The following is a 16,687-nucleotide window of genomic DNA, read 5'->3' on the forward strand; positions in this document are numbered from 1 at the left end:
GGGCCCTGCGGACATGCATCGCCGCGCGGTCGGCGGGAGGCTGGTGATATCAGCACGGGCACGCGTCCCGAGGAGATCGTCATGAACAGCGCCACCCTGGAAGACATGCGGACCTCGCTGCGGGGACCGGTCATCGGCCCACGGGACGCGGAGTACGACCAGGCCCGCAAGATCTACAACGCGATGATCGACAAGCGTCCCGCCGCCATCGTGCGGTGCGCGGACGCCGCGGATGTGATGGCCGCGGTCGCCTATGTCCGCGATCACGGTCTGGAGCTCGCCGTGCGCGGCGGCGGGCACAGCGGCCCGGGCCTGTGTCTGGTGGACGACGGCGTCACCATCGACCTGTCGCCGATGCGCGGGGTGCGGGTCGACCCGTCGGCACGGACCGCGCAGGCCGGCGGCGGCGCCCAGCTCGGCGACCTGGACCACGCCACGCACGCCTTCGGCCTGGCCACGCCGACCGGCATCATCTCCATGACCGGGGTCGGGGGCCTGACCCTGGGCGGCGGACACGGCTATCTCACCCGCAAGTACGGCCTGACCGCGGACAATCTGATCGCCGCCGATGTCGTCCTGGCCGACGGCAGCTACGTCACCGCGAACGCGGACGAGCACCCGGACCTGTTCTGGGCCCTGCGGGGCGGCGGCGGCAACTTCGGCATCGCGACCTCGCTCACCTACCGGCTGCACCCGGTGGACACGGTCGGCGTCGGGGTGACCGTCTGGCCGGTGGATCACATCCCTGAGGCGCTGGCGTGGTACCGCGCGTTCCTCCCGCAGGCGCCCGAGGACGTGTACGGCTTCTTCAACGTCTTCGTCGTCCCGCCCGGCCCGCCCTTCCCCGAGGAGCTGCACGGGCGGAAGGTGTGCGGCATCGTGTGGTGCCACACCGGCGACCTCGACCGGCTCGACGAGACGCTGTCGGTGGTGCACGAGGCCGGGCCTCCGGCCTTCCACTTCACGACTCCGATGCCGTACGTCGCCCTGCAGAGCATGTTCGACGAGCTGATCCCGACCGGCTACCAGTGGTACTGGCGCGGCGACTTCTTCGACCACATCCCGGACGCCGCCCTCGACGTCCACCTCAAGTACGGCGAGAGCAACCCCACCCAGCTCTCGCTGATGCACCTCTACCCGGTCGACGGGGCGGCCCACCGGATGGGCCCGGACGAGACGGCGTGGAGCTACCGGGACGCGGTCTGGTCGGGCGTCTTCGCCGGTGTCGACCCCGATCCGGTCAACGCCGATGCCATCAGGCAGTGGTGCGTCGACTACCAGGAGGAGCTGCACCCGTACTCCATGGGCGGCTCGTACGTGAACTTCATGGGTGCGGGCGAGGGCCAGGAGCGGGTCCGGGCGACGTACCGCGACCACTACGACAGGCTCGCCCGGGTCAAGCGGACCTACGACCCGGACAACCTGTTCCACGCCAACCAGAACATCGCGCCGGCGCGGGCGTGACGGCCACGGTGCCCCGCTCCGGGAGGCGGCCATGGGACAGATGATCGACGCCGGCGGTGTGGAGCTCTGGGTCGAGCGACGGGGCCAGGGGCCCGACGTCCTGCTCATCTCGGGGCTCGGGGACCCCGCCGAGGCGTGGCAGTCGCAGCTCGACGGGCTCGCGGACCGCTATCGGCTCACCGCCTTCGACAACCGGGGCGCCGGGCGTACGCCGCTGCCCGAGGGGCCGCTCACCATGCCCCGGATGGCCGACGACGCCGCCTCCCTGCTGCGCACGCTGCAGATACCGGCCGCCCACGTGACCGGTTTCTCGGGCGGCAGTTTCATCGCCCAGGAGCTGGCGCTGAGGCATCCGGGCCTCGTCCGCAGCCTGGTCCTGATGAGCACGACGGCCCGCCCGGACTCCTACTTCCGCGCGATGACGCGCTTCTGGGAGTGGATGGTGGAGCGGGCTCCGACCGAGCGGGCCATGCTCGAGGCGTTCTACCTGTGGATCTACACACCTCGCGCCCACGCCGACGGCCTGGTCGACCGCCTCATCGACGAGACGCTGGCGTTCGAGCACCCGCAGTCCGCCGAGGCCTTCCAGCGTCAGCTCGCGGCATTCAGCCGCCATGACACGTCCGACCGCCTCGGCGGCATCACCGCGCCTACCCTCGTCCTCTCCGGTGAACTCGACCTCGCCACGCCGCCGCGCCTCGGCCGGGAGGTCGCGGAGCGCATCCCGGACGCCGAGTTCGAGGTGATGCCCGGAGAGGCCCATCAGCCGTTCCAGGAGGTGCCGGAGGTGTTCAACGCCCGGGTCGAGGCGTTCTGGCGCAAGGTGGAGGCGGAGGACTGACGGCTCCTCACTCCTCGAGCCTGCGCAGCCGTTCCGTGTCGCAGGTGCGGGGGCAGGTGCCGCAGGCCTCGTCGGGCCGGATGGCGTAGTAGAGGCAGCAGCCCGCGCGGGTGCGGGTCGTGTGACGGCGGCCGTCGGTGCCGGTCAGCAGGCGGAAGTCCGCTCCCGAGGGGTAGGGGCTGACGGGTTCGGGAAGCAGGGCGGTCGCCGCGCGTACGGCGTCCTCCTCGCGGCCGAGGGTCCGGCCGAGGTACCAGATCCCGGAGACGAGGTCGTCGCCGACCATGCCCCACAGGGCACGCGGCCCGCGGCGCACGGCGGGGCCGAGGGCGGTCAGCAGCGGGCGCATGTGGTCGGCGACCGCGGCACGCAGCTCGGCCCGCAGGGCCTCCTCGCCCGCGACGGTCACCGCGCCGGGCAGCGCGGCGACGGGGTCGCCGGGCAGACAGGCGACACGCGCCTCGGGCGTGATGGTGTACGCCCCGGCCGCCAGGTCCAGGCGCACCGACTGGGGCCGGATGCGCGGCACTCGGCGCTCCAGGTACCAGACGCCGCTCATCAGCAGGGCGATCGACCAGGCGTAGTCGTGCAGGGCGCGCGAGGCGGTGACGTGGGAGCGGGGAGTGTGGGCGTAGCGGGTGTGGATGCGCGTGGCCTCGGCGTCCAGGAAGGCGTCGAGGGCCGACTGATCAGACGTCAGTTCGGCGGCGGTGATCGCCTGTTGGTCGTAGGCCGTCCGGGGGTCCGCGACCTCGACGCTCAACGCCTCGCAGAGGCCGGTCAGCCGCCGGTAGGCGGTGCCGAGGACGGAGGCGAGGGTCGGCGGTGACTCCAGGACAGTGCGCATCGATCACTCCTACGGGCAGTTGCAACCCGCGATTGGATAGGTAAGGCTAACCTAAGGTACAAGATCGTCGGACGTGCTCGTGAACGCCCGGCCGATCAAGGGCCGTCCACGTCACGGGGGTCTCGCGCGGGCTGCCCGCCGCCGCCCCCACCCACCAATGGAAGACCGCCATGCGCCTGTACCTGCTCGCCCTCAATCCGACCGACTCCGTCACCGAGGGCTTCCTGCCCGCCGCAGACCGGCTGGGCCTGGACGTCACCGTCCTCACCGATCAGCCCGACGCCCACCGCAGAACCCGCCCGGACGTCGAGGTCCTGGAGTGTGACGTGCGGGACTTCCGGGCCGTCGTGTCGCGGATCTCGGCCCACGGCGGCCCGGGTGCCGTCTTCACCAACAGCGACCACCTCCAGACCCAGGCCGCCCTGGCCGCCGCCTACTTCGGCCTGCCCGGCAAGGACTGGCGGGCCACCCTGCGCTGCAAGGACAAGGCGGAGACGCGCCGCAGGCTGGCCGCCACCGGAGCGGACACCGTCTGGTCGGCCGAACTCACCGCACCGGCCCCGCTCGACGCGCCCTACCCCTGTGTCCTCAAGCCCCGGGAGGGCGTGGCCAGCGAGGACGTCGTGCTCGTGGACGGACCCGAGGAGCTGACGATGCGCGCCAAGGAGATCCTGGAGCGCCGGCCGGGCACCACCCTGGTCGTCGAGGAGTACCTCCCCGGCGAACTGTGCACGCTGGAGACCCTGGGCGACGGCCGGGTCCGGCATGTCCTGGGCGGCTTCCGCACCGAGCTGTCGCCGCTCCCCCACTTCGTCGAGGAACGCCTCACGTTCGTCCCCGCCCACCCCGAGCCGGTCGTCGCGCAGGTGCTCGCCCAACTCGACGCGCTCGGTGTCGGGTTCGGCGCCTGTCACACCGAGTTCGTGGTGCACGAGGGGCGGGCACGGATCGTCGAGGTCAACTACCGGGCCATCGGCGACCAGTGCGATCTGCTGCTGGAACAGCTCCTCGGCATTCCGCTGTTCGAGCACATCCTCCGCACCCACCTGGGCGAACCGCTCCCGGCCGATCCGGAGGTCCGCCGCGACCGCGCCGCCCTCCTTCAGTACCCGTGCGCCGACCGGGCCGGGACCCTGACCGACGCCCCGAACGCCACCGAGCTCACCGTCGACGGAGTGTCCCTGACGTACCGTCCGCTGCGGGCGGCCGGCGAGCGGCACGAGCTGTACCGCACCAACCGCGACTACCTCGGCGTCCTGCGGGCCACCGGCACCGACCAGGACACCGTGGACCGCGTGGCCGCCGCCTTCCTGGCCACTCTCCGCTGGGAGATCCGGGCGTGACCGTCACTCCACCCGCGCCGGACATCTGCGCGACCGACCTGCTCACCCGGGTGCTGAGCGCCCTGCTGCGCGAGGACGTCGCCGGGCTGCGCACCCGGAGCACCCTCGTCCACCGGCCGGACGGACCCTGGCTGCGGCTCGCCGCCGGTCGTGACGCCCTGCTGCTGCCGGTCGCCGAGGACGGCTTCCAGTGCCGGTACGCCGCCCGGCTGCCACTGCTCCGGCGCGCCTCGGACGGCGCCGAGCTGACGTCGTACGCGGAGGTGCTGGACGCGCTGCGCGCGCTCGCCGAGCCCGAGGACCGGGCCGGTTTCGACGCCTTCGCCGAGGAGTGCCGTCAGACCCTGGCCACGTTACGGCTGCACGCCGACACCCGCGACGCCGTCGCCGGGCGGCTGACCGACCGTCACGGGGACGCACCGGCACGCTGGACCGGCCTCTTCCGCGGGCCCGCGTTCGACACGCTCGCCGCCCGGCTGGACCACCCCGTGTATCCGACGGCGCGCGGCCGGGCGGGGCTGGACGAGGAGCAACTACGTTCGTACGCGCCCGAGTTCCATCCGCGATTCCCGCTGCGCTGGCTCGCCGTGCCCCGGGACGCGGTCCTGCTGACCGGCACGCCGCCGGAGCTGTGGCCCACGCCCGCGCGGCTCGGTCTGGCCGAGCTGGAGCGCACACACCTCGCCCTGCCGGTGCACCCGCTGACCGTCGGCCCTCCCCTCGACGCGGCCCTGCGCGCCACCGGCCTGCGCGGACGGGCGGTACTGGCCGAACGGGCCTGCCTCGACGTCGTACCGACCCTGTCCATGCGGACCGTGGCGACGGTGGCGGACCCGGCCCTGCACCTCAAACTGCCCCTCACCACCTCGTCGTTGGGGCTGCGCAACAGGCGGTCCGTCAAGCCCGGCACACTCGTCGACGGGGCCGTGGGCCAGCGGCTGATCCAAGAGGTGATCGCGCGCGAGCCCCGGTTCCGGGACACCGTCCTGCACGCCGACGAGACGACGTACGCCCACGCGGGGCACGAACTGCTGGCCGTGCTGTGCCGCCGCCACCCGGCCGGTCTTAAGGACTCCGTCGTCGTGCCGATGGCGGCGCTCCTCGCCGAGGCGCCGGACGGACAGCTGGTCGTCGATCATCTCGCCGACCGCTTCTACGACGGCGACCCGCTCGCCCTGCTCGACGCCTGTCTGACGCTGCTGTTCGACTGGCAGACCACGCTGTTCGGCTACGGCGTCGCGCTGGAGTCGCACCAGCAGAACATCTCGTTGGCGCTGCGGCCGGGCGGCCTCCGGCTGCTGTTCAAGGACAACGACGGGCCACGCGTCAACGCGGAGCGGCTGCGCGCCCGGCTCCCCGGCCGGTGGGACTTCGACGACCCGCGGGTCCTCGGTACGCAGGACGGGCCGGTGGCCGACCTCTTCGCCACCATCACCGTCCATCTGTGCGCGGGCGCATACGCGTTCGGGCTGGCCCGGCACGGCCGCGCCCCGCTGCCCGTACTGCTGCGGCTGGTGCGCGAACGGCTGACCGAGGCCGTGGAGCGGCTCGGCGGCGAGGCGGGGGACGTGCTGCGCGCCCGGGTCCTCGACGCCCCGGAGCTGCCGGTGAAGGCGATGGTGACGGCCGGGACACTGCTCAGCAAGGAGCGGTCGGGCGCCGCCGACATCAACAAGCACTACACCACCGGCCCCAACTACCTGCTGCCGTCCCGGAGTACGCCATGAGAGCCCGGGACCGGACCGCCGGTTCCGTCGTCGCCGCCCGTACTCGTCCCCACCCCTCTCCCCCCGCATTCGCGCAATCGCTGGAGCCTGCCATGCCCTCGCTGACCGAATCGCCCGGCCGCACCACAGCGTCGGTCTCCCTGCCCACCGCCGACGACGTGGTGGCCCACACCCTGCTGAACTGTCTGCTGCGCGAGGTGTCCGGGCCCGAGCGGCAGACCGTCGTCGCCGACCACCGTCTGCTGCTGCGACTGCCCCGCCGCGGGGTCCTGCTGAGTGTGGCCCTGCGCCGTACCTCGCTGCTCGGCGCGCACCGGTTCACCGGCCCGGTGCGCGAGGAGCGGGACGGCGGCCGGGCGGACGTGGACTGGCGGCGGCTGGCCGAGTACACCCGTGACGAACTGTCGCTGCGCACCGGTGTGCGCAACGAGGAGTTCCTGGCGCAGGTGGCCTCCAGCCACGCGGCCGTCGAGGGCGCGCTCACCGCCCGGCCGGCCCTGCCGGAGGTCCCGGAGCCTCCGGACGAGCCGCTGTCCGCCTACCTCGCCTCCGAGCAGTCCCTGCTCTTCGGGCACCGCTTCCACCCCACACCCAAGGCCCGCACCGGCGACCCGCGTTCCTGGGCCGCGTACGCACCCGAGACGGGCGCCTCCTTCCCGCTGCGGCACCTCGCCGTACGGGAACACCTGATCGCGCGGGAGAGCGCCGAACCATGGGCCGACGCCGCCCTGGACCGGCAGCGACCGGACGTCCCGGCCGGCTACCGGCTGCTGCCCGCCCACCCCTGGCAGTACGAGACGCTCCGCGAGCACCCGCTGCTGCGGGCCGCCCTGGACCGCGGTGACGTGCTCGACCTGGGACCGGGCGGCCGGCCCTTCGCAGCCACCGCGTCCGTGCGCACGCTGTACGACGGGGAGACGTTCCTGAAGTTCAGCCTGAACGTGCGGATCACCAACTGTCTTCGCAAGAACAGCAGTTACGAGCTGACCGGGGCGGTCGCCCTCACCCGGGCGCTGGCCCCGGCCCTGGCCGACCTCGCCGGGCGTTTCCCCGGCAGTGCCGTGCTCCGCGAGCCCGCGTACCGCAGTCTCGCCCTGCCCGGCCCCGACGGCACACCCGACCGCGATCTGCTGGAGGGCTTCGGCGTCATCGTCCGCGAGGGCCTGTCCCGCCGGCTCGCCCCCGGTACCACTCCCCTGCTCGCGGCCGCCGTCGCCGACGAGTACCCGACGGGTGCCGCCCAGGTGTCCCGTCTCCTCGCCGGAGCGGACGGGGCTGCGGCGCTCGACTGGTGGTCGGCCTACCTGGACCTCCTCCTGCCGCCCGTCCTCGCCGCCTACTTCGACCACGGCCTGGTCCTGGAGCCGCATCTGCAGAACGTGCTGCTCTGCGTCGACGGCGCCGGGCGGCCCGCCCAGGTCCTCTTCCGGGACCTGGAGGGCACCAAGCTGCTGCCCGAGCAGCACACGGAGACGCTGGCCGCGCTGCCGCCCGAGGTGGCCGGGCCGATGACGTACGACGCGCGGCGCGGCTGGGACCGGGTCGTGTACTGCCTGCTGGTCAACCACGTGGCCGAGATGCTCGCGGCCCTCGCCGACCTGCATCCGGAGACGGAGGCGGCGCTGTGGGCACGTGTGCGGGACACACTGCGCGCCTACGCCGACCGGCACGGCTGCCCGCCCCGGCTTGCCGCCCTGCTCGCCGGAGTGCCGCTGCCCGCCAAGACCAATCTGCTCACCCGCTGGGAGCGCAAGGCGGACCGCGAGGCCGGATACGTCCGGCTGCCGTCGCCGCTCGGCGCTGAGGTGCTGCACGAGGCGAAGAGGAGCTCCCGATGATCCGCCCGACCCCCGCCGTGAGCGACCGCGCCCTGTCGCTGCCGTCCACTGAACTACCGTCCTATCTCTACGACTTGACCGATCTGCGCGCACACGCCGCCGGGATCCGGGCCGCGCTGCCCGACCGGGTCGAGCTGTACTACGCGGCCAAGGCCAACCCGGAGCCGGAGGTCCTGGCCGCGCTGGAGCCCTTCGTCGACGGATACGAGGTCGCGTCGGGCGGTGAACTCGCCCATGTCGCCAAGGCGGTGCCGGGCCGGCCACTGGCCTTCGGCGGGCCCGGCAAGACGCCGGACGAGGTGACGGCCGCGCTGGAGCTGGGCGTCGACCGCTTCCACGTCGAGAGCGAACACGAGCTGCGCGTACTGGCCGAACTGGCGCGCCGCGTCGCGCCCCGGCGGCGTGTCGCGGTGCTGCCACGCGTCAACCTGCCCGTGCCCGACGGCTCGCTCGCCGGCAGCTCACTGGCGATGGGCGGGCGGCCGACGCCCTTCGGCATGGATCCCGCCCGGGCCGAACCGGTGATCCGGGCGCTCGCCGACGGCACCTACCCGCAGCTGGAACTGCGCGGTGTGCACGCCCACCTGGCGAGCGGCCCGGAGGCGGCCGAGCTGGTGGCGGTCGCGGGGAGCGTGGTCGGCTGGGCCACGGGGCTCGGTGTGCCGGTCGCCGAGGTGAACGTCGGGGGCGGCATGAGCGTCGACTACTCCGACCCGGAGCGCCGCTTCGACTGGGCCGCGTACGGCGACGGGCTGGCCCGGCTCACCGAGGCGCATCCGGGGCTGACCCTGCGGATCGAGCCGGGCCGGGCGCTCACCGCGTACTGCGGCTGGTACGCCACCGAGGTGCTGGACGTGAAGCACAGCCACGGCGAGGAGTTCGCCGTGGTCCGGGGCGGCACACACCATCTGCGGACCCCGGCGACGAAGGGACACGACCAGCCCTGCTCCGTCCTGCCCGTGGACACCTGGCCGCACCCCTGGCCACGACCGGCGGCGACGAACGGGCCGGTCACGCTCGCGGGGCAGCTCTGCACACCGAAGGACGTGCTGGCCCGCCGGGTACCGGTGCCGGACCTCAGGGCCGGGGACCGGGTGCTGTTCGCCCTGGCGGGCGCCTACGCCTGGAACATCTCGCACCACGACTTCCTGATGCATCCGAGGCCCGGGTTCCACTTCCTGGACGACAGCGCCCAGGCTTCCTGAGCCACCCATGAGCCCTCGGTGCCCGCCGGACCGGCCGGCGGGCACCGACGCCGGGACGCGTCAGGCCGCGGCCAGGGCGGGCGCCGGCGTTTCCTCCGCCTCGGCGAGCAGGGCCATGAGCGTCGCCCGGGCACGGGCCACCCGGGAGCGGACCGTGCCGACCGGGCAGTCGCTCAGCGCGGCGGCCTCCGCGTACGGCAGACCGAGGAGCTGTGTGAGGACGAACGCCTCACGGCGCTCCTCCGGCAGTCCGTCCAGCAGCTCGAGCAGGGCCACGCCGTCGTCGAAGCCGGGCAGGCCGCGCGGCTGGGCGAGCTCGACCGCCAGCTCCCAGTCCGTCAGATCGGCCGGGCGGGGACGCACGGCGGTGTACCGGAGGCTGTCCGCGACCGCACGCCGGGCGATGGCCAGCAGCCAGACGCGCGCCGAGGAGCGGCCCTCGAAGCGGTGCAGACTGCCGAGCGCCCGCAGGAACGTGTCCTGCGCGAGATCGTCCACGGCCTGCGGATCGGCGCACAGATGGGCGACGTAGCGGATGACGTCACGGTGCAGGGCGCGCACGAAGTGGTCGACGGCCGCGGAGTCGCCACCGCGGGCGGCCAGCGCCCAGGCGGTTATCGACTCGTCGGCCGACGGGCTGCGCTCGGATGAAAGGGGCAGGGCAGGAGTGATCACCTGGTGTCCTTCTCGGAATTCCGGGAGCACGCGCGACACGCGTGGGGCCCGGTGAGCGGGGATACGGCCGCGCCCGCACGACGTGACATACGGAGTGACGTACGGACGCAGGGCCGAGACCGGGGCGCGCGGAGTGCCGCCCCGGGAGTGCCGGCTGCCGTCAGGCGGCAGCGGCCCCCGCGGGCGGTCCTCGAGAGGTGATCGCGTGGACGAGAAGGAGCAGGCGCGGTGCGCGGTCGGAGGACCAGCGCCGGACACGTACGGGCGGGGGCGGCGGCGTGGGCAGGGCGAACAGCAGCCGCAGCGGCGCGGCCAGCCGGCTGCCCACGGCGCGCAGCAGACGGAAGACGGCCCGTTCGCCGTGGCCCAGCCACAGGCCGCAGAGCAGCGCGGCGAGCAGGTGGGCGGCGAGCATGCCGAGGGACGAGTCACCGCCCGGGGCGTGTCCCGTATGCCCCATGTGGTGGGACATGGAGCCCATTTCATGACCCATGGCTCCCATGCCATGGCCGGCCATGGATCCCATGCCGTGGCCCATGGAGGACATGTCCATGGAGTCCGTGCCACCCGTCGCCCCGGCGGCCGGTGCCGGCACGAGTGAGAACGCCGAGTGCAGTCCGGTCTGGACGACCACGGCGACGGCGACGACCAGCCGGAGTCCGCGCTCGCGGCCCGCCAGGCACCAGCCCGCCACACCGGTCACGGCCCAGCCGGCCACCAGGGTCGACAGGGGGACGTGGTCGCCGGACATCATGACGTGTCCCAGGGCGGCGAGCACGACACAGACGGCCGCGAACACCGCGGCCCGTGTCGTGCGAGCACACCACCCTGCTGTCATGGCGCCTCATCTTCGCATCCGGCCCCGCCCCGTCGCCCATGGGTACGAAAATCGCCCGGCCTTCGTACTCAATCCGTGAGGTGTGATCCAGGCCACTGTCCAGGAATCGATGCCTCCGGTCGGGCCACGGCAGAATCCCCGGCGTGGACATCACCGCGCAGGAGCTCAACCGGGCGACCCTCGGCCGTCAGTTGCTGCTGGGCCGGGAGGTGATGGAGGCCGGGGAGGCCGTGCGGCGGGTGGTGGCGCTCCAGGCGCAGCATGCCGCTTCGCCGTACGTGGCGCTGTGGAACCGGCTGGCCGGCTTCTCCCCGGCCGAGCTGGACGAGGCCTTCGAGCGGCGTGCGGTGGTGAAGGCGACCCTGATGCGGATCACGCTGCACGCGGTCCACGCGGACGACTACCAGGTGTTCCGTGAGGCGATGCAGCAGACGCTGTACGCCTCGCGGCTCGGCTACCGCTTCGCCGCCGCGGGTCTCACCCCGGCCGACGGCGAGGCACTCGTCCCGCAATTGCTGGACTTCGCCGACCGGCCGCGGACGGCGGCGGAGCTTCAGGCCTGGCTCGAGGAACGGGTCGGCGCGGACAAGAAGGCCGGCGCGTGGTGGGGGCTCAAGGGGTACGCGCCGCTGCTCCACCTCCCGACCGGCGGACCCTGGTCGTTCGGCACCCGGGCGTCGTTCGTCGCGGCGCGGACCGGCCCCGTGCCGACTGGCCGGGAGTCGGCGACGGAGGCCCTCGGGCAGCTCGTCCTGCGCTATCTGCGGGGCTTCGGACCGGCGTCGGTCGCGGACGTGGCGCAGTTCGCCATGCTGCCGCGACAGCCGGTACGGCAGACGCTGCACGCTCTCTCCGACTCGGTGGAACAACTCCGCGGGCCGGCCGGAACGGTCCTGTTCGACGTACCGGACGCCCCGCGCCCGCCGGCCGACACGCCTGCGCCCCCGCGGCTCATGGCCATGTGGGACAGCGTCCTGCTGGCCCACGCCGACCGCAGCCGCGTGATCCCGCCGGACTATCGCCGTCTGGTGATCCGCGTGAACGGTGACGTCCTGCCCACGCTGCTGGTGGACGGCCGGGTCGCCGGCGTGTGGCGCGCGATCGACGGCGGTATCGAGGCCACAGCCTTCCACGATCTGCCGCGCACCGCGTGGGACGGCCTCGCGCAGGAGGCCGCGTCCTTGACCGGGCTCCTGACCGACCGCGACACCGAGGTCTACCGCCGCTACCACCACTGGTGGCCGAAACTCCCCGCCGGGCACGTACGCCTGTTCACCGGCCGCGGATGAGGCTCCGGGCCCGGTCCGTCCCGCCGGCGCCCCCTGTGATCAACGGTGATCGATCCGCCTAGAGTGTCGGGGCATGACGACACAAGCCACCAGCTCAACGCAGACGTATCTCTCCGAGTTGTTCTCCCTGGAAGGCCGCGTCGCGGTGGTCACCGGTGGCAGTTCCGGTATCGGTCGCGCCATCACGGGCGCCCTCGCCCGCGCCGGCGCGAGTGTGGTGGTCGTGGCTCGCGGCGAGGCCGGACTGGCCGCGACGGTGGAGGAGTTGACGGCTCAGGGCTGTCGCGCCGCGTGGGTCAGCGCGGACCTGAGCACGCGCGAGGGTGTGCGGACGGCCGCCGAGCGGGCGGTCGAGGCGTTCGGGGAGCCCGACATCCTCGTCAACAGCGCCGGGATCAATCTGCGCCCGCCGATGGACGAACTCACCGAGGACGTCTGGGACCTGACGATGGCCGTGAACCTGGAGGCGCCCTTCCTGCTGGGGCAGCGCTTCGGCCCGGGCATGGCGGAGCGCGGGTTCGGGCGGATCCTGCACATCAGCTCGCAGCAGGCGCACCGGGCGTTCGTGCAGAGCGGGGCGTACGGCGCCTCCAAGGGCGGACTGGAGTCGCTGGCGCGTTCCCAGGCCGAGGCGTGGTCGCCGCGCGGTGTCACCTGCAACGTCCTGGTGCCGGGCTTCGTCATGACGGCGCTCAACAAGCGCCTGTCGTCGGACCCGGAGAAGGTGGCCGCCCTCGCCGAGCGCACGCTGATCGGGCGGAACGGCCTGGCCGAGGACTTCGCGGGCGCGGCCGTGTTCCTGGCGAGCCCGGCGTCCGCCTACGTCACCGGGCAGTCGGTCTACGTCGACGGAGGGATGTCCGTCCACTGACGCGGCGACCGCATCAGACGGCCGGGCCCGTCCGCCACACGAAGACCTCGGTGCTCGGTGCCCGCTCGGAGAACCGGCCCGAGGGCGCGGCCTCGCGCAGCAGCAGCCGTAGCTCCGTCTCGAAGTCGTCCCGGCGCCCTTCGAAGAGATGCGGCGCCGAGAACGACATGGAGAACACCCAGGCGACGACATCGTCGTGGGTCCGCTCCAGCACCTGCCCGCCGGGGACGACGAGACGCCGGGGCCCGGAGAAGCCCGCCCGGGCGAGCACCTCGTCCTCCGCGCCCGGTGTCCCCTGCGTCAGCACCCCGCGGCCCGCTCGTCGCACGGGCCCGAGGTACCGCTTCACCAGGTCGCCCACGTCCGCGTAGGGGACCGCCGGGTGCGGCATGCCGTCGACGGTCCGGGGCTCGGTCTTCAGGTCCGCGATGTGCACGAGGGCCCCGCCGGGGCGGAGCATGTCCCGGACGGTCGCGGCCACCAGGTCACGGTCCATCCAGTGGAAGGACTGGCCGAAGGTCGCGACGTCGAACGTGCCGAGCCCCGCGGGCAGGTCCTCGGCCCGCGCCCGCACCCAGCGGGTCCTGGCGCCCACTTCCCGGGCGGCGGCCCCGCGCCCGGCTTCGGCGATCATCCCGCTGTCGGGGTCCACCCCGACGACCTCGCCGAACAGACGCACGAGGCTCAGGGCGATGGTGCCGGGCCCGCAGCCCACGTCCAGGAGGCGCCCCCGTCCGTCGAGCCGCAACTCCTCGGCGAGCGCGTCCGCCAGCCCGGGTGCGTAGGGCAGCCGCCCCCGCTCGTAGTAGGCGGCGGTCCCCGCGAACAGCGTGTCGTCCCACTCCCAGCCGACCACCATGCCCGACCACCACCCTCACAGCACAGAGTCCCGCGACCACCCGGCCGGTCGACGCCCCGATGATTCCACGACCCCGCCACGCGCCGGGGATCACCGCCGGGGGTCCCCCGTCGGAGAGCGGCCGACGGGCGCTTGTCAGTGCCCGGTGTCACGCTGGGCACCACAGGACCTGCGGAAGGGAAAGCATCGCCATGATCACCACGGAGTTCGCCCCCGGTTCCCCCTGTTGGCTCGACCTCGGCGCTCCGGACGTCCGGACCGCCGCCGCCTTCTACGGCGCCGTGCTCGGGTGGGACTACGAGTCCATGGGCGAGAGCGAGGACTTCGAGGGCGGGATGTTCCGGAAGGACGGCAAGATCGTCGCCGGGCTCGGCAAGCTCACCGAGGAGGGAGCGCGCTCGGCCTGGATGCTCTACTACAGCGTCGCCGACGCGGACGCCACGACGAAGGCCGTGGAGCAGTCGGGCGGCACCGTGCGCGTCGCGCCGATGGACCTCGAGGAATGGGGCCGGATGGCGCAGTACACCGACCCGCAGGGAGGCCAGTTCGCCGTCTGGCAGCCGGGGACTTCCAAGGGCCTCGACCTCGTCGACGAGCCGGGTTCGCTGTCCTGGACGGAGTTGATGACGACGGACGCGGCGGCCGCGCGGGCGTTCTACGGCGGACTCTTCGACTGGCAGTTCAGCGACATGCCGATGCCGGGCGACGCGGGCATGTACACCCTGATCACCCCCGCCGGGCTGCCCGAGGACCGGATGCACGGCGGCCTCGTGGAGCTCCGCCCGGAGGACCTGGATCTGACGGACGGGCGGCCTTACTGGCACCCGGTCTTCGCCGTCGCCGACTGCGACGCCGCCGTGGCCAAGGTCAGGGAGTACGGCGGCAGCGTGCAGATGGGGCCCGAGGACATGGAGGGCGTCGGCCGGCTGGCCGTCTGTCTCGACCCGGCGAAGGCGGACTTCGTGGTGCTCGCTCCGTCCGAGGCCTGAACCGGGCGAGTCACCACCACCGATGGCTGTCCCCGGCGATGCGCCGCTTCCCGAGCGGCTGCACCTCGCGCGCGTTGCCCTCGGGGAAGAGGCTCCGGTAGTGCTCCAGCGCGGCGGCGGACGCCTGGACCGGATGGGTCAGGACGGTCCAGCGCACGCCGGTGGTGTAGGGGCAGGTCGTGGTGGATCCGACGTAGCGGTAGGACTCGGTGCAGGGCGGCAGCAGGGTGTCGATCTCCACATCGGGCACGTCCCAGTGCTCTTCGCTCCGGCGGGCGGACTCCAGCAGCCGGTCCAGTGAGCCGTTGGCGTCGCCCGGGTGGAGGAACACGCCGAGCACCGCGTACTCCTTCGCACCGGCCCCGTCCCTGTCCCCGTCCCCGGTCGTCCGGGCGTACTTCAGGTGCTGTTCCATCGGGAACACCACCCCGCCGACGGTGTGCTCGGACGGCGTGTGCCAGTGGATGTCCTCCAGGTGGTACGTGGCGTCGCCGATGCTCATCAGGCAGTCCTGTCCGAGCGGCGGCTCGGCCTTCACCGAGCCCTCCTCGGGCCGGAGGCAGTCGGGCCGGTGCCGCTTCGGCCGCTCGAAGCTGAGCCGCAGGGAGAGTCGCCCCGGATGGCGCAGGCGCAGGGGTGGCAGGGCCGAGACATCGATGGCCTGCGGACGGATGTCGACCGGGCTCTGGGACAGAGCGGTGCCGAGGGCGGAGGGGGCAGGGGCGGTCAGGGACACGGGGCATCACTTTCGGTCGACGGGCGGACGGCCGGGTAGGGACGACCGCATCCTTTTCCCTCGGCGGCGCCCAAGACGCGCCAGGTCACCCGGACTGCCGAACCCCCGGATCGCGGCCTTGACCCGCTACGGTCGCGACATGAACCAAGGTCCCGGTGCGGCGGCTCAGGAACCCGGCGAGGACACCGTCCGCGAGTTCGCCGGTCTGGTGAAGGACTGGGCGGCCGCGATCGTCGCCAACGACCCCGCCCGCATCGCGGGCTTCATGGCGGACGAGTGGGTGATCGTCTCCGAGTCGGGGATCGACCCGAAGGAGAGGTTTCTCTCCCTCGTGGAGTCCGGGGACCTCACCCACTCCGCGATGGACCTCAGGACCCGGCCGAGGGTCCGCGTCTACGGCGACACGGCCGTGGTCACCGGACGGGTCACCAACACGGCCCACTACCAGGGCGAGCGCTACGACGCCGACGAGTGGACGACGGACGTGTTCGTGAAGCGGGACGGGCGCTGGCGGTGCGTGCTGAGCCAGATCACCTCGGCGGCCCCCGGAACCACATCAGCGGCCCCTGGATGAGCGTTCAACTGATTTGCATATGATGCGCAAATGCACGACTACAGCATCAGGGAAGCCACGCCTGCGGACATCGACGGGGCACGGGTGGTGATGCTGGACGCCGTGTACCGCGACTTCGACACCGGCTATGTGCCGACCTGGCACGCCGACATCATCGACCCGGTGCCGTTCTACGTCGAACCGCCGCGGCACACCCTCCTGGTGGCCGTGGACGAGCGGGACGGGACGGTGGCGGCCACCGGGGCGCTGGACGCGCGCGGCCCGGCCCATCCGCCGAACCCGCGCTGGCTGGCCGAGCGGTACCCCTCGGGCGAGACCGCGCAACTGCGGCGGCTGTACGTGAGCCCCGCGCACCGGCGGCGCGGACTGGCCCGGCGGCTGGTCGAGGGTCTGGTCGACTTCGCCCGGGCCGACGGCGGGTACCGGTCCCTCTATCTGCACACGTATCCGCACTCGCCCGGCGCGCTGGGCCTGTGGCGGACGCTGGGCAAGGTGGTGTGCGACGAGCGGGAGGAAGTGCCCGGCGGCGGCAACGGCGTGGTGCACTTCGAGATTCCCTTCGCCTGAGCACCACGGGGACGACACTGAACA

General features: G+C 72.9%; 16 protein-coding genes. 11 read left to right on the forward strand and 5 right to left on the reverse strand.

Features of this window, described 5'->3' with window-relative positions; genetic code table 11:
• Nucleotides 1–81: 81 nt before the first annotated feature.
• Both KJK29_RS02240 and KJK29_RS02245 read left to right on the forward strand, forming a co-directional pair.
• The gene (locus KJK29_RS02240) at nucleotides 82–1,464 is read left to right on the forward strand and encodes an FAD-binding oxidoreductase (protein WP_215116896.1); all 1,383 of its coding nucleotides are present in this window, start codon (nucleotides 82–84) and stop codon (nucleotides 1,462–1,464) included.
• 31 nt (nucleotides 1,465–1,495) lie between these two features.
• A complete protein-coding gene (locus KJK29_RS02245; RefSeq protein ID WP_215116897.1) occupies nucleotides 1,496–2,305 on the forward strand; it encodes an alpha/beta fold hydrolase in 810 nt (269 codons plus the stop codon).
• A gap of 7 nt (nucleotides 2,306–2,312) precedes the next feature.
• On the opposite strand, the gene KJK29_RS02250 is transcribed toward KJK29_RS02245, so the two are convergent.
• A complete protein-coding gene (locus KJK29_RS02250; protein WP_215116898.1) occupies nucleotides 2,313–3,152 on the reverse strand; it encodes a (2Fe-2S)-binding protein in 840 nt (279 codons plus the stop codon).
• 170 nt (nucleotides 3,153–3,322) lie between these two features.
• Here KJK29_RS02250 and KJK29_RS02255 point away from each other — a divergent pair, with 170 nt between their 5' ends.
• The 4 genes from KJK29_RS02255 to KJK29_RS02270 all read left to right on the forward strand — a co-directional run bounded on the left by KJK29_RS02255 (nucleotide 3,323) and on the right by KJK29_RS02270 (nucleotide 9,265).
• Entirely contained in the window at nucleotides 3,323–4,495 is a 1,173-nt protein-coding gene (locus KJK29_RS02255) for an ATP-grasp domain-containing protein (RefSeq protein ID WP_215116899.1), read from the forward strand.
• Nucleotides 4,492–6,222 carry an IucA/IucC family protein gene (locus KJK29_RS02260; protein WP_215116900.1) on the forward strand — a complete coding sequence of 577 codons (1,731 nt, stop codon included), beginning with the start codon at nucleotides 4,492–4,494 and terminating at the stop codon, nucleotides 6,220–6,222. The genes KJK29_RS02255 and KJK29_RS02260 overlap by 4 nt, the downstream gene beginning before the upstream one ends.
• A 92-nt stretch (nucleotides 6,223–6,314) precedes the next feature.
• On the forward strand, nucleotides 6,315–8,060 hold the full coding sequence (locus tag KJK29_RS02265) for an IucA/IucC family protein (protein WP_215116901.1): 1,746 nt from the start codon (nucleotides 6,315–6,317) through the stop codon (nucleotides 8,058–8,060).
• Nucleotides 8,057–9,265: a type III PLP-dependent enzyme gene (locus KJK29_RS02270; protein ID WP_215116902.1), complete on the forward strand. Its 1,209-nt coding sequence runs from the start codon at nucleotides 8,057–8,059 to the stop codon at nucleotides 9,263–9,265. Before KJK29_RS02265 ends, KJK29_RS02270 begins: the two co-directional genes overlap by 4 nt.
• A 60-nt stretch (nucleotides 9,266–9,325) precedes the next feature.
• Here KJK29_RS02270 and KJK29_RS02275 read toward each other — a convergent pair whose 3' ends face one another.
• Nucleotides 9,326–9,940 (reverse strand): sigma-70 family RNA polymerase sigma factor, encoded by a 615-nt coding sequence (locus KJK29_RS02275; protein ID WP_215116903.1) that lies wholly within the window; start codon nucleotides 9,938–9,940, stop codon nucleotides 9,326–9,328.
• Nucleotides 9,941–10,100: 160 nt separating this feature from the next.
• Complete coding sequence (locus KJK29_RS02280) at nucleotides 10,101–10,778, reverse strand: hypothetical protein (RefSeq protein ID WP_215116904.1); 678 nt, start codon at nucleotides 10,776–10,778, stop codon at nucleotides 10,101–10,103.
• A 143-nt stretch (nucleotides 10,779–10,921) separates the two neighbouring features.
• Between KJK29_RS02280 and KJK29_RS02285 the strand changes: the two genes are divergently transcribed.
• Together KJK29_RS02285 and KJK29_RS02290 are read left to right on the forward strand one after the other, a co-directional pair.
• Nucleotides 10,922–12,067 (forward strand): winged helix DNA-binding domain-containing protein, encoded by a 1,146-nt coding sequence (locus tag KJK29_RS02285; RefSeq protein ID WP_215116905.1) that lies wholly within the window; start codon nucleotides 10,922–10,924, stop codon nucleotides 12,065–12,067.
• A gap of 73 nt (nucleotides 12,068–12,140) precedes the next feature.
• Nucleotides 12,141–12,938 (forward strand): SDR family NAD(P)-dependent oxidoreductase, encoded by a 798-nt coding sequence (locus KJK29_RS02290; RefSeq protein ID WP_215116906.1) that lies wholly within the window; start codon nucleotides 12,141–12,143, stop codon nucleotides 12,936–12,938.
• Nucleotides 12,939–12,951: 13 nt separating this feature from the next.
• Here the strand turns inward: KJK29_RS02290 and KJK29_RS02295 are convergent, their stop codons facing one another.
• The gene (locus KJK29_RS02295) at nucleotides 12,952–13,797 is read right to left on the reverse strand and encodes a class I SAM-dependent methyltransferase (protein WP_215116907.1); all 846 of its coding nucleotides are present in this window, start codon (nucleotides 13,795–13,797) and stop codon (nucleotides 12,952–12,954) included.
• Between the two features lie 191 nt (nucleotides 13,798–13,988).
• On the opposite strand from KJK29_RS02295, the gene KJK29_RS02300 reads away from it, so the two are divergent.
• Nucleotides 13,989–14,786 carry a VOC family protein gene (locus tag KJK29_RS02300; protein WP_215116908.1) on the forward strand — a complete coding sequence of 266 codons (798 nt, stop codon included), beginning with the start codon at nucleotides 13,989–13,991 and terminating at the stop codon, nucleotides 14,784–14,786.
• A gap of 10 nt (nucleotides 14,787–14,796) precedes the next feature.
• Here KJK29_RS02300 and KJK29_RS02305 read toward each other — a convergent pair whose 3' ends face one another.
• The gene (locus KJK29_RS02305; protein ID WP_215116909.1) at nucleotides 14,797–15,522 is read right to left on the reverse strand and encodes a carbonic anhydrase family protein; all 726 of its coding nucleotides are present in this window, start codon (nucleotides 15,520–15,522) and stop codon (nucleotides 14,797–14,799) included.
• Nucleotides 15,523–15,661: 139 nt separating this feature from the next.
• On the opposite strand from KJK29_RS02305, the gene KJK29_RS02310 reads away from it, so the two are divergent.
• Together KJK29_RS02310 and KJK29_RS02315 are read left to right on the forward strand one after the other, a co-directional pair.
• The gene (locus KJK29_RS02310; protein ID WP_215116910.1) at nucleotides 15,662–16,096 is read left to right on the forward strand and encodes a nuclear transport factor 2 family protein; all 435 of its coding nucleotides are present in this window, start codon (nucleotides 15,662–15,664) and stop codon (nucleotides 16,094–16,096) included.
• A 30-nt stretch (nucleotides 16,097–16,126) separates the two neighbouring features.
• A complete protein-coding gene (locus KJK29_RS02315) occupies nucleotides 16,127–16,663 on the forward strand; it encodes a GNAT family N-acetyltransferase (RefSeq protein ID WP_215116911.1) in 537 nt (178 codons plus the stop codon).
• Nucleotides 16,664–16,687: the final 24 nt, after the last annotated feature.

The sequence above is a fragment of the Streptomyces koelreuteriae genome, assembly GCF_018604545.1.
Classification (GTDB): domain Bacteria; phylum Actinomycetota; class Actinomycetes; order Streptomycetales; family Streptomycetaceae; genus Streptomyces; species Streptomyces koelreuteriae.